This is a genomic window from Micromonospora sp. ABR4_055 (genome assembly GCF_056160425.1).
In genome coordinates this window covers 52,714-73,137 of record NZ_JBSWXD010000009.1, presented here as the reverse complement: position 1 = coordinate 73,137, position 20,424 = coordinate 52,714, and the positions used below count along the sequence as shown (strand labels likewise).

Here is a 20,424-nt window from a genome sequence, read left to right as displayed (position 1 = left end):
CCAGGTCAACATCAGCCGGCGGCCACCAACCAACCGGCCATCACGCTATGCCACCACGCGGAATCCCAGCGCGCACCACCTGAATGTTTGCGATGAGCCGGTTGTTGGACCGTGCCATCGCGTCGTTGAGTGCCTTGCGCAGGGTGGCGCGGATGCGTTGCATGGTGGACGGGCCGGTGGTGCGTACCGCCGGAGGACAAGCCTGTCCGATTGTCTGTGTAACGCCCTATTCTGTATAACTATCGGGCATCGATGGGGATACGGCCGGGGAAGAAGATGTCCAGGGAGTTGAGGGCCTGCTTCCAGCCGTGGACGCCGGCGCCTTCGACGAGTCGTCCGGGGGCCTGGCGGGCCTGGTTGCGGGGCTTGCCGGCCTCGGCGGCCCGTTGCCGGGCGCGTTTGTCCTCGATATCGGCGATGGCCAGCCAGGTCAGCTTGACCACGGCGTCGTCGGTCGGGAAGTGCCCACGGTTCTTGATCACCTTGCGGATCTGGTAGTTGAACGACTCGATCGCGTTGGTGGTGTAGATGATCCGGCGGACCTCGGGCGGGAACGCCAGGAACGGAGTGAACCGGTCCCACGCCCGCTCCCAGACGGCGACCGCGGCCGGGTAGCGTTTCCCGAGCGGGCTGTCGGCGAAGCCGAGCAGCGCCGTCTCGGCGGCCTCGACCGTGGGTGCGGTGTAGATCTCCTTCAACGCGGTGACCATCGCCCGCCGGTCTTTGTAGGACACGAACCGCGTCGCCGCCCGGATCAGGTGCACGACACAGGTTTGCACGGTGGTGTGCGGCCACACGGCCTCGATCGCCTCGGGCAGCCCGGTCAGCCCGTCGCAGCAGGCGATGAGCACATCCCGCACCCCGCGGTTACGCAACTCGGTGCACACCTGCATCCAGAATCTGGCGCCTTCGGTCTGCTGCACCCAGATCCCGAGGACGTGCTTGACCCCGTCCACACCCACACCGACCACGAGGTAGCAGGCCTTGTTGCGCACCTGCCCGCCGTCGCGGACCTTCCCCATCAACGCGTCCACGTAGACGATCGGGTACACCTCGTCCAGGGGCCGGTGCTGCCACGCCTTCACCTCATCCAGAACTTCGTCGGTGATGGTGGAGATGGTGTCCGGGCCGACCTCGGTGCCGTACACCCGGTGCAGGTGATGGGAGATGTCGCGCACCGTCATCCCACCGGCGTACAGGGAGATGACCACATCGGAGAGCCCGCCCAGGCGGCGGGCGTTCTTCGGCAGCGGCACCGGGGTGAACGTGCCCGCCCGGTCCCTCGGCACCCGCACCTCGATCGGCCCGACCTCGGTCCGCACCGTCTTCGCCGTGTGCCCGTTACGCGAGTTTCCCGAACCCTTGCCGCCCGGATCGTGCGCCCGGTAGCCCAGATGCTCGGTCAACTCCGCCCGCAACCCCCGCTCCAGGACGACCCTGACCAGCTCCGACAGGAACCCACCCGGCCCCGTCAACCGCAGCCCGTCGCCCTTGACCTGCGCCAACACCGCATCCATCGCCTGCTCGTCGACCAGGTCCGCGACCGCCTTCCGCGCGGCCTGCTTCGCCGCCTGCTCATCGAGCACCAGGGCGGACAGGGGCAACCTCGGTACGTCTGCGGCGGCCTGTTCCCGCAACCCACCCCGCTCGTCGGCCGGGAGGTCCTGCCTCTGCGGGTTGATCATCGACATCGTCATCACACTTGTCCTATCTGTGCCGACCGGCTCCTACCGGCCATAACGGATATTCATCTCAATCCGTTACACAGATCTCTCTACAAGCCCCAAACAAATTGGCCTATTCCGAACAGAAGAAGCATGAAGCCCACGGCGTCAACGTACCTCCAATTCGTACAACGAGTACCCGTAGGTGCCCGACCTGGAGGTGCCGTACATGCGCACATAGCGGGCAACGAGCGACGGCACATCGACGACCAGGCTGCCGCCCGTCCCGTTGCTGGTGCTGAACACCGTCGTCCAGTTCACCCCGTCGCGGGACAACTCCACACGGTAGGCCGACGCGTGAGCGGACTCCCAGGACAGGCGTACCTCGGTAACGACCCAGTTCTCACCGAGATCAACTTTGATCCACTGCGGGTCCTGCCACGCGCTGCTCCACCGGGTGCTCCCGTCGCCGTCGACGGCGAGCTTCGCCGCCCAGTTCGTGCCCTCGATGCTGGATGCGGTTGCCGAGGCGTCGAGGGCCAGATTGCGACCGCCCGAGTTCGTCCGCCCGCTGACCGGCGTGGCCGGGGCGGTCGTCCGGACCGGGGCCGGTGCCGGGGCGGTCGTCCGGACCGGAGCCGGCGGGCCGGCGGTCGTCGGACCCGGTGCCGGTTCTGTCCGGCTGACTGCAACCGTCGACGACGCGACGGCCGGGGTCGACCCGACCGGGGTGATCGGCGGGGTAGCCGATTCGACGCTGTCGGCCCCGGGCGTGGCCGCCAGTGTCGGTGCCAGTGCGGTCGTCACCTGCAGATTCGACGGGGGTGGCTCGGCCACCGCGTCGTCGGCGTCCAGGATCTGCGTCACAGCACCGCTGGCTAGCGCCACGATCGCGACGAATGCCGCCGCCACGAGACCAGCCCGCACATTCCGCCGGGTGTGCAGTGTGGCCGGCTGCTCGGCGGGTGCCGAAACCCGGAGCGGTACCGTGGGAGCGGACAGCGCCGGCACTGGCACAGGGATCAAGGCCGAGGGCCGGTCGGTGACCGGCTTCTGCCGCGCCGGGCCCGGGGTCACCAGCGCCTCGGGCTTCCCGGCGTCACACTCGGTGATAGCCGCCGCCGGCCCGGACTCGACTTCGTCTGGTTCCCCAGCCTCGACTTCCGCCGGGGCCACCCCGGCGGGGATCACCTCAGCTGTCGGATGAGCCGACTGCTCGGTGACGTCGTCAGCCTCAGAGTCGGCAAGACCGGCGTCATCTGCTCGCTGGTGGATACGGTTGACGAGCGGACCGCCGGATGCCGGACCGGCTCGGTCGCCCGGCGCCTCGACAGGGGCCCATGCCTGTTCGCCGCCCGCGGCGGGCCGAGAGACCGGTGCCGGCCGTTCGAGCAGGGCGCGCGCGACCGGCGGATCCGCAGGCACCGCACGATCTGGTAGGCCGCGCAGGGCGACTGCGTACCGGATGCCGGCCGTGACGTCCGGATGCTCGGCCTGAGGTAGGTCGGCGTACGCCCGCGCCGGATCACTGCGGTGCGCCGCTGGCGAGCGGGATCGCGTATGCCACAGGCCTGCGGTGTCTCCGCCTGAATGGTCGTGGAGCCGGTCAGCAGGCACCATGACCTCGGCACCGAGGTAGTTGGCGAGCAACTGAAGGTTCACCTGGTCGATCTGCTCGACGTCCAGCCTGATCCGGACGCCACTGTGCGCCCATCCCGGCCGTTGCGTCGCGACCGCGGTGGCTACGAACCACACTCCGGCCGGGATGTCGAACAATCGGAACGGTCGGTCGGCGTCCGGGCCCCGACCGACCACGAGTACCGGGTCGGGCATGGGCGTGGTGGTCGGCGGCATTGCGTCCCGGTGATGCACCTCGCCGGCAGCATCCCGCTTGACTCGTAGGTCCAGCGTCGACCGGATACCGAAGTCCGCCGGTCGGCCCGCCCGAGCCGATTCTCCCAGCGGCACCTCGACCAGTGCCGTCAGGTCGTCGTCCGGGAACGGAAACGCGCCGGTGAGCTGAACCGATCTCGGCTCGTCCCGCCCGATCCGCCGGGGCAGGACTGCTGACCAGTCACCGTTGGGCGGGCCGCCGTTGACCACCGCTGCCTGGAGCTGGTCGGACAGCCGTTGGCAGAACTCGCGTGGCACCGGATCAGCCGACAGCAACAGGATCGGCCGCCCGGCCCATCCATCGTGCGTCGCGACGATCTCGCCGAGCTCGCCCGGTCCTACCTCACCGGCCTGGGTCACCACCTGGTCACCGGCAGCGGAGCCAACCAGTACGGAGAACAGCCGCGGATCGGCCCGCCACCACTCGGGCGGTTCAGTTCCGTCGTTGACGAGCACGATGTCGGGCGCGTCGTTACTCGGTGCGAGGCCCAGCCCCAGGTCTCTCGCCACCTCCACCGGGGAGATGACGACCCGCCGACGAGCCGCGGCAGGCAGCCGGGCCAACAGTTCGTGTATCACCGACCGGACGTCGTCACCTGGCGGGTTGCCGGGCACTCCGACGAAGACTTCCAGTCTGCCCGGATTCCACGGCCGGTCACGCACCACCGGACCGTGTCGGCCGGCGAACGGCGGGCGGACCCACAACCCGCACTGTACGGCCTCGACCACCCATCGCTCGTTCCACCGGTAGATGGTGGTCTCGGCCGGAGCGGATCCAGCAGAGGCCAGGCTGGCGAGCGCCTCGACCGGCCCTATCACCCGAGGCACCCCGGACGGCGGGAAGACAATCTGGCGGACGGGTTGCGGCCAGCAGCGTGCCGGTTCGGCGTCGACAGCGATCGCCACCGTCCGGCCAGCCGTGTCCAGCGTCGGCAGACCGGTAGCCATCGTGACGGTGCCGCGCCAGCGGTCACACAGTGTCCGGGTCAGCTCTCGGCAGACCATCGCTCCGGGGCCGTAGGGCACGACGATCAGGCGGGTACGGAGCTCGACCGGGAGGGCGTCGACCACTGCCGCCACCTCGTCCACATCAGGTGTCGGGTGACCGGGGCGCCCGACCAGCAGGACCGGCCGCTCCACATCGACCGGGATGGCGTAGGCCAGATCGTCCGGTCCCGGTGCGGTCGTATCCGGTCGCTGCGGATAGACCCACAGGCCGGCCGGGATCGCGACCCGGGTCAGACCGTGGCTGCCGCCCGCCGAGAGAGAATCTATGGCGGCCTCCCAGGCGGGCGCCGGGTGCCGCCGCCCGGCGGGAACCGGCGCTGCCCCCGGGCGGAACCGTCGGAACCCTTCGACGGCGAACAGTGCAGCACCGGGAACCAGGAGCAGCCTACCGGCCGGGGCCAGCACCTCGGACCCGAGCTGCTCGGCGACCACCGCCGCCGGGGCCGGGCCCGCCACGCCGACTGCGGCTGAGCCGGCGCCGGCGACAGCCAGCATCGCCGAGGTGCGAGGGGGAACCGCGATCGGGAGCGACTCGGCAACCGCTCGCCAGTCCGCCGGTCCGCTGAGCTGTCCAACGACCGTTACAACGCCGGCGACCGGAGGGATCGACCGGGCCAGTTCCGCGATCGTCCCACCCTCGGCATCGCCGACGATGGCGACCGTGTCGCGGAGCCAGCGGAGCGCCGCCGAACCCGATGCCTGTGTTCGGTCCATCTGCATGTCGTCATCTCTGCTTCCGTCGCCGAACCTTGATCGGCCCGCATCGTCCGTGCCCGCCAGCAGGCTTCATCAACATGACGAACCGACCCTGCCCCGAGGTTCACGACCAAACTGTGATCTTGTCGGGCGGGCCGGTACTGCGAACAGCGATCCCGCCTGGCCTGGCCCCACGTCGATCAGCTCACGGCCGACCGCCGGTCAGACTGCCGACGCGGGGCGAGGGATGACGCCGGCGGGTAGGCTGCGGCCTCACCCGCTTGTCACGCCCCCGTAGAGACCGAGCTGGCCCCGAAACACCTGGTCAACGGCTCGCCGGCTGACTACGCAATCGCGTTGTCACTAGCCGTCAGTTCCAGAAGTCATGTGCATGGATGTCCGTACTCCTCTGCGCGCGTCGTCGACACGTCGGTCGTCCTGAGCCGCAGGTTGGGCTCGTCGGGGCGCTGGTGTGGTCGGAGACCGGGCGGGGGGAGATGCTGGGAGGTGCGCGCGAGCGATGCGATCTCCATCAGCGCTTCGACATGTGCGGCGAAGGCCCGCCGTCCGGTAGGCGTAAGCTGCGCCCACGTCCGTCGGCGACCGTTGAGCGTAGCCCTGCGCAGCCTGAGGTAGCCTGCATCCTCCAACTGTTTGATGTGCTTGGACAGTGCCGAGTCGCTGATCCCGAGTGCCTCTCGCAGCACCTGGAACTCGGCCTCGTTCGAGGGGTCAGCAGAGAACAGATGTGCAGGCGGTGGGGTGCGTGGATGACCGGATCGAGGCGGGGCACGGTCACCACGACGTTGTTGTGGACGCGGGGGTGCAGGCGCTCATGACGGTCGTCCCGTGACCCTTCGCCGAGTCGAGTGGCGCAGAAGCTCGAGCACCGTGAAGAGCACCAGACCCGCGATCGCCCCGGGTGCCGACGGGATCCACCACTGCCGGGACGCTGCCTACGTGACCCGCTCACCGCGCAGGTTCTGGCCGTCCTGCACGAGCGACCCGGTCACGACTGGCCCCCTGGACACCCTCGCCGTGACGGTCAACGTCCCCCGTGCCACCCTTGTGCGGCGCTTCGCCCGCCACGTCGGCGAACCACCACTGACCTACCTCACCCGCTGGCACCTCAACGTGGTCGCCCGCGCGCTACGCGACACCATCGTCCACCGGATGGGCTGTACCTCCGAGTTCGCCTTCAACCGCGCCTTCGCCCGCCTCCACGGCCAACCACCCGGCCGCTAACGCCGACCTGCCGCCACGAACTGTTGACCGCCAGACGACAAGATGAGCTGTGGTGGCTCAGCCGATGCGGCCGACACCGCCGAAAAGGTAGACCTCGGGCTCGTCGGACTCCGGGTCGGGGCGCCAGCGTGAGCACGTGACGACGCCGGGTTCCAGCAGGTCCAACCCGCCGAAGAAGCGTTCGAGCTCGATTTTGGTCCTGGCGCGGATCGGCGTGCCGCCGCGTTCGGTGGTTTCCCGCATCACGCGCAGCATCGGCTCGCCGTGGATCTCCGCCGTGGAGTGGGTGAGCACCAGGTAGCTGCCGGCGGGCATCGCCTGCACCAGTTGTGCGACGGAGCCGTACGCCACATCGTCGTCCATGATGTGGTTGACGACGCCGAGGAGCATGAGCCCGATCGGCTGCGAGAAGTCGAGCGTCCGCCGCGCGGACGCGAGGATCGCGTCCGGCTGCCGCAGATCGGCTTCGACGTAGTCGCAACTGCCTTCCGGCGTGCTGGCCAGCAGCGCACGCGCGTGTGCCATGACGAGCGGGTCGTTGTCGATGTAGACCACCCGGCAGCGCGGGTCCAGGGACTGCGCGACCTCGTGGGTGTTGTCCGCTGTGGGCAGCCCGGTGCCGACGTCGAGGAACTGGCGGATGCCGGCGTCCCCGACGAGGAACCTGACCACCCGCTGGAGGAACGCGCGCTCGGACTTGGCTCCGATGGGGATGTCCGGGATGTGGGCGATGACCTCATCGCCGGCAGCCCGGTCTACCGCGAAGTGATCCTTGCCGCCGAGCCAGTAGTTCCATATCCGCGCCGAGTGCGGAACAGCGGTGTCTAGCTTGGAGCCTGAAGGGAGCTCCCAATCCTCGGTCATGGGGTAATTCTTCCGCAACGGCGGGGTGACGACGCAACTGGGGCGGCGGTTCGACGGCCAGGCCGAGCTCCAGTAGGGCACCCCTGGTGGTGAGTGGAGATCCTGTCTGGCAGACCGCGTTGCGGGCCCCTCTCTGTCGTGGTGGGGCCGGCGGGGTGACGACCTTCACATCGCTCGCGGCCAGCGCCTCCCGTAATTCGGCGGGCGGCAGGGTGTCGGTGATCAGGTAGTCCGCGCTGCTTAGCTCGGGGACCTGGGCGAAGAGTCGGCGGCCGAACTTCGAGGAGTCGGCGAGGATGGCCACCCGGCCGGCGCGCGAGATCATCTCCTGCGTCATCGCGGCTTCGGTGAGGTTGCTGGTCGTGCGACCGGCCTCCGCATCGACCGCACCGACGCCGATGTCGCCGATGGCGGTGGGTGGCAGCGCCCCGGGCACCAGCAGATTGGTCGTCGCCACGGTGAGGTCGCGGTGCCGGCCCAGGTTGCGGGCGACCGCCAGGGTCGTCGTCCCGCTGCTGATCATGATGGTCGAGCTGTCCTCAACCAACGCCGCGGCCAGTGCCGCGATCTTCTCCTTCTCCTGCAGGCTGAGCCGCTGGTCGACGGCGCGGTCGGTGCGGGGCGGTGACCGCGACGACAGTCGCGTTCGTCGCGGCGTGTGGTGTGGACGACGGTGCGTCGGACCAGTCGGCAAAGTTCGACCGGATCATCGACGAGTTCACCGCGCAGAACCCGAACATCGAGATCGAGTTGCTGAGCGCGCCGTACGCCTCGGCCAAGCAACAGCTGCTCACCGGCGCCGCCTCGAAGACCCTGCCCGACGCACTCGCCCGCAGCACAGGAGAACCGGTCCTCGGGCATGGTGGTCGGCTACTCGTTCCGGGACAACGTGATCGTCCAGGAGATTCCGGTTCTCGCCGGGTTCGCGAACTACACCAAGGTGCTCACCTACCCGGAATCCCTGGCCGGGCCGCAGCCCCGAGCACGGTGACCTTTGCAGACGGGCTCTCTCCTAGCACGGTGACCGCGACCATCGGCTCCGACCTGCCGAACCCGCTGCCACCGGGACGCGCCGGGTATTGACGGATATCGGTATCTCGAAGTGCACCACCCGGGAGGCGTGCGGGCTGCCGTCGCGGGGGTCGTGCACCACCTCGGCCACGCTCCGCCAGAACGCCTCCGCCCCGGGGACCCCGGTGTCGGTGTGCAGGTAGACCGCCCGGTAGCCGGGGTGCCCGGCGGCGAACGCGACGGCCCGTCGGACCAGTGCGCGGGCCAGCCCGTTGCGGCGGTGTTCCGGGCGTACGTAGACCCGGAACAGCTGGGCGGTGCTCGCCGCCGGGTAGCGGTCGACCAGCCAGCGGGGATGCGGCGGGCTGTTCGGCGCGGCGGCGCGGACGGCGGTGGTGGCGACCACCTCGTCGCCCTTGACCGCGACGAATAGCGCATGCCGCTCAGGCCGTAGGTAGGTGCCGGCGAGGTCGATGACGTCGGCGTGCCACCGCGGCTGATAGCCGTAGCCGAACACCTGGTAGAAGGTGTCGAGCATGACGCTGCGGGCACCGTCGAGGTGCTGCGGCGTGGCGGTACGGATGTCGTACGGACCGATGTTCTGGTCGTTCACGTGGTGCTCATCTCTCCGGTGCTGGACGTGGTTGCGGGTCGCGACAGATGTCGCGGCAGGTCGGGGTCGCGCGGTCGTGGCAGGTCAGGGTCGAGCAGGGCGCGGGTCAGCGGCTGCCGGCCGGCGCGCAGCACGGTGGCGGCGGGACCGTGTTCCACGACCCGGCCGTGGTCGAGCACGGTGACGTGGTCGGCGAGCCGGTCGACCACGTCCGGGTCGTGCGTGATGACCAGCAGCGCGAGCCGGTGGGTGCGGCACACTTCGTCGAGCAGGTCGAGGATCCGGTCCTGGTTGACGCGGTCGAGACCGGACGTGATCTCGTCGCAGACCAGCAGCCGGGGTCGGGCCACCAGGGCGCGGGCCAGAGCGGCGCGTTGCAGCTCACCGCCGGAGAGCCGGTCGGGGCGGCGGGCGGCGAGAGCATCGTCGATCCCGACCTGACGCAGCAGGTCGTGGGCGGTCCGCAGCGCCTCGACGGTCGGTTGGCGGTGCAGCCGTACGGCGGGGCGGGCGACCTGGTCGAGCAGGGCGGCGGACGGCTGGAAACTGGCCCGCGGATCCTGGAAGACGTACTGCACGGTGGTGAGGTCGCCCCGCTGCCGGCGGTCGATCGAGCCGGCGAGCCGGCGGCCGTCGAGTTCGATACTGCCGCCGCTCGGTGAGTGCAGGCCGGCCAGGCAGCGGGCGACGGTGGTCTTGCCGCTGCCGGAGCGGCCGACCAGGGCGAGGCGCTGTCCGGGGCCGATGACCATGTCGATGTCGTGCAGGACGGTGCTGCCGTGGTGCGCTGCGGTGAGCCCGGCGACCCGCAGCAGCTGACCGGCACCGCCCGGCGGGTCAGCGGCGGGGGTCCGCGCTGGCCGAGCTGGGGTGTCAGGAAGGACCGCGTCCGGTGGACCGGAGGCGACGACGGTGCCCCGGTCGAGCATGAGGACGCCATCGGCGACCGCCCGTACCAGGTGCAGGTCGTGGGTGAGCAGGACGACCGCGACGCCGGAGCCGGCGAGACGGCGTAGTTCGGCGGCGACGTCGCGGCGGTTGAGGCTGTCCTGCCCGGTGGTCGGTTCGTCGGCGACCAGGACGCGGGCACCGGCCAGCAGGGCGTGCGCGATGACGAGCCGCTGCTGCTGGCCGCCGGAGAGTTGGTGCGGGTAGCGCCGCAGCAGGTCGCGGTCGTCCGGCAGGCCGACCCGGGCCAGTACCGCCCGGACCGCCTGCCGGGTGGCGGCGCTCCGTGTCCGACGCGACGGCGTCGGGGTGTGCCGGCGGGCGATCTCGCGCAGCACCGGGCCGATCCGGCGTACCGGGGTCAGCGCCGCCGCCGGCTGCTGCGGAATGTAGCCGACGGTGCCGCCGGCCGGCGGTGTCTCTGGGCTGACCGGGCGACCATGGATCTCGACGTCGCCGGTAAGCCGGACGCCGGGTCCGGCTTCGCCGAGCAGCGCCCGCCCGAGCGTGGTCTTGCCGCTGCCGGACGGGCCGACGACGGCGAGGATGTCGCCGGCCGCCACGGTGAACGACACGTCGCGCAGCAGCCGCTGTCCACCGGCGTCGGCGCACAGCCCGTCGACCCGGATCACTTCGTGACCTCCGGCCGGGTGGCCAGCAGCTGATCGGTGACCAGGTTGACCCCGACGGCGAGCGCGACGAGCAGCGCGGCGGGCACCACCACCGCCCACGGCTGCAGGAAGATCCCGGCGCGGTTGCGGTCGACCATGACGGCCCAGTCGGCGGCGTCCGGGGCGACGCCGATGCCCAGGAAACTGGCGGTGGCGACGAGGTAGACGGCGCCGATGAACCGGATCCCGGCGTCGGCCAGCAGGACCCGGCGGATACCCCGGGCGACGTACCCGACCGCCCGCCGCCACCACGTCTCCCGGTAGAGCCGCATCGCTTCCATCGCGGGTCCGTGGGCCAGCGGCAGGGCCGCGGCGCGGGTGATCCGGGCGATCTCCGGCAGGGCGATGACGGCGACGATTACCACCAGCGTCACCGGCCCCTGGGGTGCGGTGGCGGCGAGCAGGATGAGCAGCAGCAGCGACGGGACGGCGAGGAGCAGGTCCAGCGGGCGCATCAGCACCTCGTCGAGCCAGCGCCGGCGGGTGAGCGCGGCGAACAGACCGACGGGTACGCCGATCAGGTAGGCCAGGGCGGTCGCGGCGGCGGCGACCGCGACGACGGACCGGCCGCCGAGCAGGAGCTGCCCGGTGACGTCCCGGCCGACGAAGTCGGTGCCGAGCAGCCCTGCCTGGTCGAACGGCCGGGTCCGGTCCGCGCCGTTGCCGACCAGGGCCAGATCGACCAGGGCCGGACCGGCGAGAGCGAGCAGCAGCGGTACGGCGAGCAGGACGACCCCGGTGACCAGGAGCGGAACCCGGCCGGTCCGCCGAACCCGGCTGATCATCGGAGCCCGGCCGGTCATCGGGCACCTGCCGCACGCGGGGCGAGCCGGAACGCGACCAGGTCGGCGGCCAGGTTGACGACCACGGTGGTGACCGCCACGATCACGCACAGCCCTTGGACGGTGGGGACGTCCCGGGCGGCGACCGCGTCGACCAGGGCGGTACCCAGACCGGGGATGACGAAGACCGCCTCGACGACGATGACGCCGCCGAGCAGCCAGTCGGTGGTGCGGGCGAGTTGCTGCACGACCGGCGCGGCGGCGGTGGGCAGTGCGTGGGCCAGCCACCGGCGACGGGCACCGAGGCCGAGGCGGCGGGCGTGGGCGACGTACTCGGAGCGCAGCGCGTCGACCATGCCGGCGCGGGTCAGCCGGCTGAGTGAGCAGATCGGTCGGGCCAGCAGCACCAGCAGCGGCAGGACCAGCACGGCCGGCTGGGCGAGCAGGTTGGGGCCGGTGCCGACGGCGGTCGGCGGAAACCAGCCCAGCCGTACGCCGAAAACCGCGACCAGCAGGATGGCCAGGGCGAACTCCGGTACCGCGTATAGACCGACGGCGACGGCGCTGATGGCGCGGTCGAGCCGGCCGCCTTCGCGCCGGGCGGCGAGCATGCCGAGGCCGATCGCGATCGGGACGAGGACGAGCAGCGTCACGGCGGCCAGCAGTACGGTCGCGGCGGCGCTGCCGACGATCATGTCCAGGACCGGCCGTTGGGAGATCAGCGATTCGCCGAAGTCTCCGTGCAGCAGCCCGGTGAGCCAGTCGAGGTACCGCTGCCACGGTGGCTGGTCAAGGTCGAGCTGTTCGCGGATCAGCGCGATCCGCTCCGGGTCGGGCTGGTCACCGGCGATCACCACCGCCGCGTCGCCGGGCAGCGCCTCGGTGAGCACGAACACGATGGTGGTGATGCCGGCGACCTGCCCGACGCCGAGCAGCAGCCGCCGAACCGTGTAGCGGGTCAGGCTCAAGCCAGCCACACCTTGTCGAACCGGGCCCAGTCGAGGGTGTTGGCGGGGGCCTCGGCGGACACGCCGCCGACCCGGGGCGCGGTGGCGACGAGGAAGTCGGCGAAGCCCCACACCAGCAGCCCGCCCTCGGCGTGCAGCATCCGCTGCATCTCGCCGTACGCCTGCCGCCGGCCCGCTTCGTCGGCGGTGGAGACGGCGGTGGCGTAGAGGTCGTCGAACTCGGGCCGCGTCCACTTGGTGGCGTTCGTCGTCGAGGTGCTCAGCAACCGCTGCGAGATGTGGGTCTCGATCGGCATGGCACCGGAGCGGAAGCAGGCCATCACTCCATTGTCGAGCACCTCTCGCCAGTACGTGTCCTTGTTGCGTTGCACCGGTTCGACGTTCAGCCCGACCGCGCGGGCCTGGTCGGCGAAGACACTGGCCGCCTCGACGAACCCGGCGGCCACCGGCGCGGTGTCCAGCGGGATCCGCAGGCCGCTTGCGCCGGCCCGGTCGATGAGCGCCCGGGCCCGGTCGAGGTCGGGTTCGCGCTGGGGGATGTCGTCGGCGTAGTACTGGTAGCCCTTGCCGAACAGGTCGTTGCCGACCTGCCCGGATCCGGACAGGACCGTCTCGACCAGCTGCTGCCGGTCGGTGAGCAGGAACATCGCCTCCCGTAGGTCACGGTTGTCGAACGGGGGCCGGTCCAGCTTCATGGTGAAGCCCTGCAGGCCGCTGTTGGCCATCCGGGTGATGGCGATCCGGTCGTCGGCGGCGTAGCTGCGGGCCGTGGTGGGGCTGATGTCGTGCGCGTAGTCGACCTGCCCGGCGAGCAGGGCGTTGACCCGCGCCGACTCCTCGTTGGCGATCACGTACTCCAGCTCGTCGAGGTGCGCGGCGCCGTCCCAGTAGTCCGGGTACCGGGCCAGCAGCAGCGACGTGCCGGGGGTGAAGCTGCTGAACGTGAACGGCCCGGAGCCGATCGGCCGGTCGAACGACTCGCTGCCCTCCGGCACGATGTACGCGCCGAATGCGGCGAGCACGTTGCCGAACTCGGCGAACGGACGGGTCAGCGCGAACTCGACCGTACGGTCGTCGACGGCCCGGCTGGCCCGCAGATCGATCAGGGACAGGCTGGCCTTGGCGCGGAACGCCCGGTCCGGGTCGGTGATCCGGGCGTAGCTGGCCAGTACGTCGGCGGCCCGCACCGGCCGGCCGTCGTGGAAGGTCGCCTCCCGCAACGGCACCCGCCAGCGGGTGAGGTCGGCGTTGGGCTCCCAACTCAGCGCGAGCCGGGGCTGGATCGACACGTCCGGGCCGTAGTCGGCGAGCTTGTCGAAGATCGCTTTGGCCCGGGACGCCTCGTTGAACAGGTTCGCCAGGTGCGGGTCGAGGTTCTCGGTGGCGCCGCCACCGGCGAACGCGACCCGCAGCCGGCCGCCCCGCTTCGGGGTGCCACCGCCAGCGGCGGCGTCGGTGCCGGCGGGGGTGTCGGCGCCGCAGCCGGCGAGGAGCGCGGCGGTCAGGGCGGCACCGCCGCCGAGCAATGTTCGGCGGCGTAGTCGGGCAACAGTCGACATGTCAGTTCTTCCTTCCAAGGGGTTTCAGCGGGGAGTTCAGGCCGCGTCGTCGCGGCGGCGGGCGACCAGGTGCAGGCGGTCGCCGCGTAGGCCGGTCGCCAGCTCGGCGCCGGGACGCCAGGGCGGTTCGGTACGCGGGCCGGGGGCGTCGAACAGGGCGAGGACGTCGAACCCGGCGCCCTCCAGCAGATGGCGCAGCTCCTGCGGGAAGAGCAGCCGCCATGCGGAATTCTGCACGAGTTCCTGCTCCGCACCCGGCCAGGTCCACATCCGACGGCGGCGCAGCAGCTGCGCCGCGGCGTCGATCCACAAGGTGGTACGGGACGTGTAGGTGACGCCCTGCCAGCGCACCGACCGGATGCTGGGCCCGTCGACCAGGTCGGTGTTGCCGAGGAAGTACGCGCCGTTGCGCATCTCGGCGATGAGCAGCCCGCCGGGGGCCAGCTGCCGTCGGCAGTTGGCCAGCGCGGCGGTCAGGTCGGCGTTGTGGTGGCAGTACAGCAGCGCACTGTCCAGGCAGGTGACCACGTCGAAGCGCAGGTCGAGGTCGAACGTACGCAGGTCACCTTCGACGAACCGGACCCGCTGGTGGCGGCGGCGGGCGTAGGCCAGCATCCGGGGGGACAGGTCCAACCCGGTGACGTCGAAGCCGGCGTCGGCGAGGTACCCGGCGTCGCGGCCGGTGCCGCAGCCGAGGTCGAGCAGCCGCCGGCCGGGCGGGCCGGGCGCGAACCGGTCGACCAGGTCGGCCACGAACCTGGCCGCCCGGTGCTCCGGGTCGGGAAACTGGGCCTCGTACAGCTGCGGGTTGTCGGTGAGCAGGTTGCCGCCCGTCACCACCGGTCCGTCCGTGACCAGTGTTTCGCCCCCGACCACCGGCTCGCTCACCGGGCGGCCCTTCCGATGCCGCCATCCGACGGTCCACCGGCGACGACCGGCACCGGACGTGGGGCGAGCAGGCCCCGGCGGTGCAGCACCCACACGGCGGCGCCCGAGGCCAGGCCAAGCCCGGCGCAGAGCAGCCAGGCTCCGGCGGGTACGCCCTGCGCCGCCCCGTCCGGCTGGCCACCGGTCTGCATGAACCGGCCGACGGCGGTGGTGGCCAGCGCCGCCACAACCCCCGAGGCCAGGTAGAACACGCCGAAGTAGGTGCCGGTCAGCCCGTCGCGGGCGAAGCCGGGCACCAGCTCCAGCACGAACGGCTGCGCCATCATCACACCGACCGCCAGCGCCAGCGCGGCGACCAGCGTCGGCAGCGCCCGCACCGGAGGCGGGCCGGTCACCGGCAGCAGCGGCAGCAGGAATCCGAGACCGGCCACCGCCAACCCGGCCGCGATGGACACCCCACGGCTGCCCCGCTGGCGCAGCCACCCGGTAAGCCGTACCTGCCAGCCGAGAGTGACCACCGTGGACACGACGAAGAGTGCGGCCACCGCCAGCGCGGTGCCGGCCACGGCCTCGGCCTGCACCGGTAGCACCAGGTACAGCTGGGTCTGCAGGGCGAACAGCGCACTCAACGCCACCGTGAACGCCAGGAACCGGCCGTCGGTCAGCGCCTCCCGCCAGTCCCGGCCGACGCTCTGCCCGCTGCGGGTCACCGGGTGCGGTGGCAGCACCAGCAGTTGCGCCAGGGTCAGCGCGGCGAACACCACCGTCGCGCCGATCGCGGCGGCCCGGAAGTCGACCAGCAGCAGCGCGCTGCCGAGCAGCGGCCCGAGCAGCGCACCGGCGCTGGCGAAGACGTTGAACAGGGCGAAAGCCTCGGCCCGGCGCTCGGGGGCGGCCTCGGCGAGGTAGGCGCGTACCGCCGGGTTGAACAGCGCCCCGGCCAGCCCGGTCAGCACCGAGGCGGCCAGCAGTGCGGGCAGCGACCCGCCGACCGCGAACACCGCGAAGCCGACCGCCCGCAGCCCGCAGCCCGCGATGATCACGCCACGTGCGCCGAGCCGGTCGGCGGCCGATCCGCCGACCAGGAACAGTCCCTGCTGGCTCAGGTTGCGTACCCCGAGGACCAGGCCGACCAGGGTGGCCGACAGGCCGATGTCGTCGCGCAGGTAACCGGCCAGGTAGGGCAGCAGCATGTAGAAGCCGACGTTGACCCCGAGCTGGTTGACCACCAGCAGCCGGATCGCCGGTGGAAAACTGGTCAGCGTCGTCCAGGTCGCCCTCACCGCGCCGCCTCCGCCATGCCGGATCCGGTCGTCGCCGTCGGCGTCACGCCCAGTCCGGGGGCGTCCGCCAGGCGCAGCACGCCGTCGTGGCCACCGACCCCGGTCCACGGATCGTCGGCGATCAGCAGGTGCCCGTCCAGGTCGACCCAGCGGGCGAGACCGGCCAGGTGCACGGCCGGCGCGACACCGAGGGTGCTGGCGACCAGGCAGCCGAGCATGATGTCCAGGCCGCGTTCCCTGGCCGCCTCGACGATCCGGGTGGCGGCGGCGATCCCACCGCACTTGGCCAGCTTGACGTTCACCCCGGCGACCGCGCCGGTGAGCCGGTCCAGGTCGGCGAGGCGCTCGGCGTCCTCGTCGGCGACGACCGGGATCGCGGTGCGGGCGGCCACCCGGGCCAGCAGGTCGGGCCGGCCCGGCGGGATCGGCTGCTCGACGGCGTCGATCCGGTACGGGGTGAGCGCGTCGAGCCGCCGTACCGCCTGCTCGGCGGACCAGCCGCCGTTGGGGTCGAGCAGCAGCCGGGCCGTCGGCGCCTCGGCGCGTACCGCCGCCACCCGGGCCACGTCGGCGTCGTCACCGGCTTTCACCTTCAGCACCGCGAACCCGGCGGCGACCAGCCGACGCGCGGTCGCCGCCGCGTCCGCGACCGGCACCAGCCCGATCGTGTACGCCGTGGCGACCGGCGTCGGCGCCGGCGCTGCCAGCAGGCGGTGCACCGGCAGCCCCCGGGCCTGGCCGAGCAGGTCGTGCACGGCGGTGTCCAGCGCCGCGAGCACCCCGGCGGGCCCGTCGAACGTGTTCAGCTCGTCGCGCAGCGCCGCCGGATCCGAACAGCCGGCGAGCCGGCCGGTCCAGCCGGCACAGGTACGTTCGATCGCGGCCCGGTCGAGTCCGTAGTAGCCGCTGGTGACGACCTCGCCGTGGCCGGCGAGCCCGTCGTGGGTGACGGTCAGCTGGACCGCTTCGCGGTGCGCCATCACCGACCGGGAGATCCGCAGCGGTTCGCGCAGCACCAGCCGGTACGGGTGCCAGGACAGTTTCATGCCGGCACCCGCTCGTGGCGTACCGGGTCGCCGACCACCCGGCAGCGGCTCCACCGGGTGACCTCCACCGCACCGGGGTGCGGTATCTCGACCGGATGGCCGGGGGTGGGGCCGAGCAGCCCGTGCCGGCCGCACCAGCCGTCGTCGAAGATGGAGTCGAGGTAGCGGTGCGGGCCGTCGGGGAAGACCGCCAGCACCCGGGTGTCCGGCTGGGTGCGGGCCACCCAGGCGGCGACCCTGGCGACCGCGCCGGTGGACCATCCGCCGGTGACGAACGCCGTCCGGGCCAGCCGCCGGCAGGTGTCCACCGCCTCCGCCGGGCCCAGCCAGTGCACCTCGTCGAACGCCGGATAGTCCACGTTGTCCGGATAGATGCTGCTGCCCAGCCCGCGCATCACCCGCCGCCGGGCCGGCTGGCCGAAGATCGTCGAGCCGATGGTGTCCACGCCGATCAGCCGCAGCTGCGGCCAGTGCCGGCGCAGCGTCCGGGCCAGCCCGGCGCTGTGCCCGCCGGTGCCGACGCTGCACACCAGCACGTCGACCGCGTCGACCTGGGCGGCGATCTCGTCACCGAGGCTCGCGTACCCGGCGACGTTGTCCGGGTTGTGGTACTGGTCCGGCCAGTACGCGCCGGGCAGCGTCGCCAGCACCTGCGTCAGCCGTTCCCGGCGGGCCTGCTGCCAGCCACCTGTCGGGTGGGGCCGGTCGACCACCTCCAGCCGGGCCCCGTACGCGCGCAGCAGCGCCCGCATCGACGGCTCCAGCTCCCGGTCGACAACCAGCACCACCGGGTGGCCGAGGGCCTGCCCGGCGAAGACCAGCCCGATGCCGAGGGTGCCGCTGGTCGATTCCACCACCGGTGCGCCGTCGCGGAGTTCGCCGCGCCGCCGCGCGCCTACCAGCATCGCCACCGCCGCGCGGGCCTTCATCCCACCCGGCGCGGCGGACTCGACCTTCGCCCAGAAGCCGCCGTGCGGGTGCGGCAGCGGCGTGTCGACGTAGATCAGCGGGGTGTGCCCCACCAGGTTCAGCAGCTGCGGGGCGCTCACCCGGACACCCCGTACCGGTAGAGGGCCGTCGGGCCGCCGTCGAGCCAGAAGAACGGGTACGGCTCGGCCGACACCGCCGTCAGCCCAGCGCCGAGGAACCACGGCAGCACGGCGCTGCCGGTCTGCGCGAACGTCACGAACGGCTTGCCCTCGGCGGCGGCGTGGGTCAGCAGCGGCTCGAAGGTGCCGTTGCCGAGCGTCATCCCCGAGGCGAGGATCGCGTCGCAGCGGTCCAGCAGCGCCGCCGCGTCGGGCAGACACGGCTCGTCCCATTCGGTGTGGCCGCCGGCCAGGTCGCACGGCAGGTACCGCCGGTCGGCGGCGCGGAGCCGGGCCAGCAGCGAGTTCACCACCCCGACGACCAGGACCGGGCCGCCGGTCGGCGGCAGCAGGTCGACCACGGCGGCGGCCCGGGCCTGCGACTTGGCCAGCGAGCTGCCGGCGGGCACGGTGACCACGGTGTCGGCCACCTCGGCGTGTGGCCGCTGCGCCATCAGGTACGCGTCGAGCGCGGCCACCCGCACCGGCAGCAGCGGATGCGCGAGCAGGTCGGCGACCGAGGCGCCGACACAGTCGTAGACGACCTCGTCGGGCAGCGCGCCGGGCTCGACCGCGCAGGAGCCGGCCGCCGCGTCGACCCGCAGGCTCAGCACCTGGTTGCGGTAGCCGCGCAGCCGATTCGCGTGCCTCGCGCCCTGCCTGGTCACGAACCCCACACTGACCTGGCAGCGGGTCGGGTCCACGCCGTGCCGTCCGGCCTGTACCGCGTCGATCAGCGCGGCGAGGGACCGGTACGCCGGCGGGGCCGGCGACACGGCCGTCATACCGCCGCTCCGGCCGGCGTGGCGGCGAACCGGTGCCGGTCGGTGCCGTCGTCGTCGACGTACCCGACGCGTACCTGTGCGGCCAGGCCGTCGGCGATGGTCCGCGCGTCGGTCCCGGCCGTGTCGACAACCATGACGTGGCCCAGGTAGTCGTTGTTGCTGCTGCTGTCCCCGGCCCGGTGGCCGGCGGGTTTCACCGACCAGTCGACCACCCGTGGGTCGGTCTGCCAGGCCCCGGTTCCGTCAACCCGGGCGATGACACCGGGGCGCGGCGGCAGTACGAATGCGATCGCCGCGCTGCGTACGCCCGTGTCGGCGGGTGTGAGGTCGGCGGTCTCGCCGAGCGCCAGCTGCGCGTACACCATGGGCAGGTCGATGCCGGTGACCCGGCGCACCAGCTCGGTGATCTGGTTGCCGGCCGGCCGGGGGTTGACCTCGACCACCCGGGGCCCGGCCGGGGTCAGTCGCAGCTCGGTGTGGGCGACCCCGCGGTCCAGCCCGACCGCCGCCAGCGCGGCCACCGCCACCTCACCGGCCCGGCGGGTGGTCGCCGGGTCGAGCACCGCCGGGAACATGTGTCCGGTCTCGACGAACCCCGAGGCGCCGCCGAGGCTCTTGTCGGTCACCCCGACGACCGTCGTGTGTCCGTCCACGGTGACCGTCTCCACGCTCACCTCCGGACCGGACAGCAGCTCCTCCAGCAGCACCGTCGGCACCCGGGGCTGGCGTCTGGCGTTGACCGGGAACCCGGTGAGGGCGTTGAACGCCGCCCGTAGCCCGGCCTCGTCGGCGACTTCGCGCACGTACATGCCGGCGCAGAGGTCGACCGGTTTGACCACCAACGGGAAGCCCAGCTCCCGGGCGGCCTGCGCGACGTCGGACCAGCTCTGCGCGAGCGCGTACCGGGGTTGCGGCACGCCGGCGGCGTCCATCGCCGCCCGGGCGAGGTCCTTGCGGTACGCCCGGCGCACCGCCTCTGGGTCCGCGCCGGGCAGTCCTAGGTGGGCGGCCAGCTGGGCGGCGGTGTCGAGGTAGTAGTCGCAGGAGGTGAGCACGCCGTCGAAGCGCAGCGCCCGGTGCAGCTGTTCCGTGTGCTCCAGCAGTCCGGGCAGCTCGTTGGTCTCGGCGGTCAGTACATTGTGCGCGGCGAGCAACGGATGCGCACCCCCGGCCGGTGCGCTGCGCAGGTAGTGGTGCAGGTCGCGGGTCAGGAAGGAGAACTGGTGACCGGCCTCCAGCACGGCCCTGGGCAGCAGATGCGCCATCGCACCGATCCAGCTCTCCACCAGCAGCACATGCGCCATCGACGCCTCCTCGCTCGGAAACCGGCATGGTGATGGTAACGGTTATCGTTTACTGAGGATAGGCGCACGCTGCCCGGCAGCCGGTCAGCGAGTGCGGCAGCGGCCCCG

Annotated in this window: 19 protein-coding genes; 2 read left to right on the top strand and 17 right to left on the bottom strand. The window is 71.9% G+C overall.

The window, feature by feature from the left end; all coding sequences use genetic code 11:
• Positions 1-239: 239 nt before the first annotated feature.
• From ACXAHD_RS04880 to ACXAHD_RS04870, 3 genes are all read right to left on the bottom strand, one after another.
• Entirely contained in the window at positions 240-1,517 is a 1,278-nt protein-coding gene (locus ACXAHD_RS04880; protein ID WP_475048855.1) for an IS256 family transposase, read from the bottom strand.
• Positions 1,518-1,832: 315 nt separating this feature from the next.
• Entirely contained in the window at positions 1,833-5,279 is a 3,447-nt protein-coding gene (locus tag ACXAHD_RS04875; RefSeq protein ID WP_475048847.1) for a discoidin domain-containing protein, read from the bottom strand.
• Between the two features lie 365 nt (positions 5,280-5,644).
• The gene (locus ACXAHD_RS04870) at positions 5,645-6,007 is read right to left on the bottom strand and encodes a transcriptional regulator (RefSeq protein WP_475048852.1); all 363 of its coding nucleotides are present in this window, start codon (positions 6,005-6,007) and stop codon (positions 5,645-5,647) included.
• Positions 6,008-6,152: 145 nt separating this feature from the next.
• Between ACXAHD_RS04870 and ACXAHD_RS04865 the strand changes: the two genes are divergently transcribed.
• Positions 6,153-6,506, top strand: coding sequence for a helix-turn-helix domain-containing protein (locus tag ACXAHD_RS04865; RefSeq protein ID WP_281552220.1), 354 nt, complete (start codon positions 6,153-6,155; stop codon positions 6,504-6,506).
• Positions 6,507-6,563: 57 nt separating this feature from the next.
• Here ACXAHD_RS04865 and ACXAHD_RS04860 read toward each other — a convergent pair whose 3' ends face one another.
• The 3 genes from ACXAHD_RS04860 to ACXAHD_RS04850 are packed head-to-tail and all read right to left on the bottom strand — an operon-like array spanning position 6,564 to position 8,164.
• The gene (locus ACXAHD_RS04860) at positions 6,564-7,304 is read right to left on the bottom strand and encodes an SAM-dependent methyltransferase (RefSeq protein ID WP_475048850.1); all 741 of its coding nucleotides are present in this window, start codon (positions 7,302-7,304) and stop codon (positions 6,564-6,566) included.
• A complete protein-coding gene (locus tag ACXAHD_RS04855; protein WP_475048844.1) occupies positions 7,243-7,893 on the bottom strand; it encodes a DeoR/GlpR family DNA-binding transcription regulator in 651 nt (216 codons plus the stop codon). The genes ACXAHD_RS04860 and ACXAHD_RS04855 overlap by 62 nt, the downstream gene beginning before the upstream one ends.
• A 16-nt stretch (positions 7,894-7,909) precedes the next feature.
• Positions 7,910-8,164: a hypothetical protein gene (locus ACXAHD_RS04850; protein ID WP_475048841.1), complete on the bottom strand. Its 255-nt coding sequence runs from the start codon at positions 8,162-8,164 to the stop codon at positions 7,910-7,912.
• A 65-nt stretch (positions 8,165-8,229) separates the two neighbouring features.
• On the opposite strand from ACXAHD_RS04850, the gene ACXAHD_RS04845 reads away from it, so the two are divergent.
• On the top strand, positions 8,230-8,361 hold the full coding sequence (locus ACXAHD_RS04845; protein ID WP_281552217.1) for a hypothetical protein: 132 nt from the start codon (positions 8,230-8,232) through the stop codon (positions 8,359-8,361).
• Positions 8,362-8,382: 21 nt separating this feature from the next.
• Here the strand turns inward: ACXAHD_RS04845 and ACXAHD_RS04840 are convergent, their stop codons facing one another.
• The 11 genes from ACXAHD_RS04840 to ACXAHD_RS04790 are packed head-to-tail and all read right to left on the bottom strand — an operon-like array spanning position 8,383 to position 20,316.
• Positions 8,383-8,994 carry a GNAT family N-acetyltransferase gene (locus ACXAHD_RS04840; protein ID WP_281552216.1) on the bottom strand — a complete coding sequence of 204 codons (612 nt, stop codon included), beginning with the start codon at positions 8,992-8,994 and terminating at the stop codon, positions 8,383-8,385.
• A complete protein-coding gene (locus ACXAHD_RS04835; RefSeq protein WP_475048838.1) occupies positions 8,991-10,574 on the bottom strand; it encodes an ABC transporter ATP-binding protein in 1,584 nt (527 codons plus the stop codon). The genes ACXAHD_RS04840 and ACXAHD_RS04835 overlap by 4 nt, the downstream gene beginning before the upstream one ends.
• Positions 10,571-11,416 carry an ABC transporter permease gene (locus ACXAHD_RS04830; RefSeq protein WP_475048836.1) on the bottom strand — a complete coding sequence of 282 codons (846 nt, stop codon included), beginning with the start codon at positions 11,414-11,416 and terminating at the stop codon, positions 10,571-10,573. Before ACXAHD_RS04830 ends, ACXAHD_RS04835 begins: the two co-directional genes overlap by 4 nt.
• Complete coding sequence (locus ACXAHD_RS04825) at positions 11,413-12,363, bottom strand: ABC transporter permease (RefSeq protein WP_281552213.1); 951 nt, start codon at positions 12,361-12,363, stop codon at positions 11,413-11,415. Before ACXAHD_RS04825 ends, ACXAHD_RS04830 begins: the two co-directional genes overlap by 4 nt.
• Positions 12,360-13,922: an ABC transporter substrate-binding protein gene (locus ACXAHD_RS04820; protein ID WP_475048833.1), complete on the bottom strand. Its 1,563-nt coding sequence runs from the start codon at positions 13,920-13,922 to the stop codon at positions 12,360-12,362. Before ACXAHD_RS04820 ends, ACXAHD_RS04825 begins: the two co-directional genes overlap by 4 nt.
• A 36-nt stretch (positions 13,923-13,958) precedes the next feature.
• A complete protein-coding gene (locus ACXAHD_RS04815; RefSeq protein WP_475048830.1) occupies positions 13,959-14,759 on the bottom strand; it encodes a class I SAM-dependent methyltransferase in 801 nt (266 codons plus the stop codon).
• A gap of 47 nt (positions 14,760-14,806) precedes the next feature.
• On the bottom strand, positions 14,807-16,093 hold the full coding sequence (locus ACXAHD_RS04810; protein WP_475048827.1) for an MFS transporter: 1,287 nt from the start codon (positions 16,091-16,093) through the stop codon (positions 14,807-14,809).
• The gene (locus tag ACXAHD_RS04805) at positions 16,090-17,139 is read right to left on the bottom strand and encodes a dipeptide epimerase (protein WP_475048824.1); all 1,050 of its coding nucleotides are present in this window, start codon (positions 17,137-17,139) and stop codon (positions 16,090-16,092) included. The genes ACXAHD_RS04810 and ACXAHD_RS04805 overlap by 4 nt, the downstream gene beginning before the upstream one ends.
• Positions 17,136-18,188, bottom strand: coding sequence for a PLP-dependent cysteine synthase family protein (locus ACXAHD_RS04800; protein WP_475048822.1), 1,053 nt, complete (start codon positions 18,186-18,188; stop codon positions 17,136-17,138). The genes ACXAHD_RS04805 and ACXAHD_RS04800 overlap by 4 nt, the downstream gene beginning before the upstream one ends.
• On the bottom strand, positions 18,185-19,012 hold the full coding sequence (locus tag ACXAHD_RS04795; protein WP_475048819.1) for a Rossmann-like domain-containing protein: 828 nt from the start codon (positions 19,010-19,012) through the stop codon (positions 18,185-18,187). Before ACXAHD_RS04795 ends, ACXAHD_RS04800 begins: the two co-directional genes overlap by 4 nt.
• Positions 19,009-20,316, bottom strand: a complete 1,308-nt coding sequence (locus tag ACXAHD_RS04790; protein ID WP_475048816.1) for an ATP-grasp domain-containing protein — start codon at positions 20,314-20,316, stop codon at positions 19,009-19,011. The genes ACXAHD_RS04795 and ACXAHD_RS04790 overlap by 4 nt, the downstream gene beginning before the upstream one ends.
• Positions 20,317-20,424 lie beyond the last annotated feature (108 nt).

Bases quoted from the DNA above. Each gene is read 5' to 3' on its own strand.
- ACXAHD_RS04845 (WP_281552217.1), top strand. From the start codon at position 8,230: ATGGTGGTCGGCTACTCGTTCCGGGACAACGTGATCGTCCAGGAGATT.
- ACXAHD_RS04820 (WP_475048833.1), bottom strand. From the start codon at position 13,922: ATGTCGACTGTTGCCCGACTACGCCGCCGAACATTGCTCGGCGGCGGT.
- ACXAHD_RS04805 (WP_475048824.1), bottom strand. From the start codon at position 17,139: ATGAAACTGTCCTGGCACCCGTACCGGCTGGTGCTGCGCGAACCGCTG.
- ACXAHD_RS04830 (WP_475048836.1), bottom strand. From the start codon at position 11,416: ATGACCGGCCGGGCTCCGATGATCAGCCGGGTTCGGCGGACCGGCCGG.
- ACXAHD_RS04855 (WP_475048844.1), bottom strand. From the start codon at position 7,893: ATGATCAGCAGCGGGACGACGACCCTGGCGGTCGCCCGCAACCTGGGC.
- ACXAHD_RS04875 (WP_475048847.1), bottom strand. From the start codon at position 5,279: ATGGACCGAACACAGGCATCGGGTTCGGCGGCGCTCCGCTGGCTCCGC.
- ACXAHD_RS04880 (WP_475048855.1), bottom strand. From the start codon at position 1,517: ATGGATGCGGTGTTGGCGCAGGTCAAGGGCGACGGGCTGCGGTTGACG.
- ACXAHD_RS04795 (WP_475048819.1), bottom strand. From the start codon at position 19,012: ATGACGGCCGTGTCGCCGGCCCCGCCGGCGTACCGGTCCCTCGCCGCG.
- ACXAHD_RS04790 (WP_475048816.1), bottom strand. From the start codon at position 20,316: ATGGCGCATGTGCTGCTGGTGGAGAGCTGGATCGGTGCGATGGCGCAT.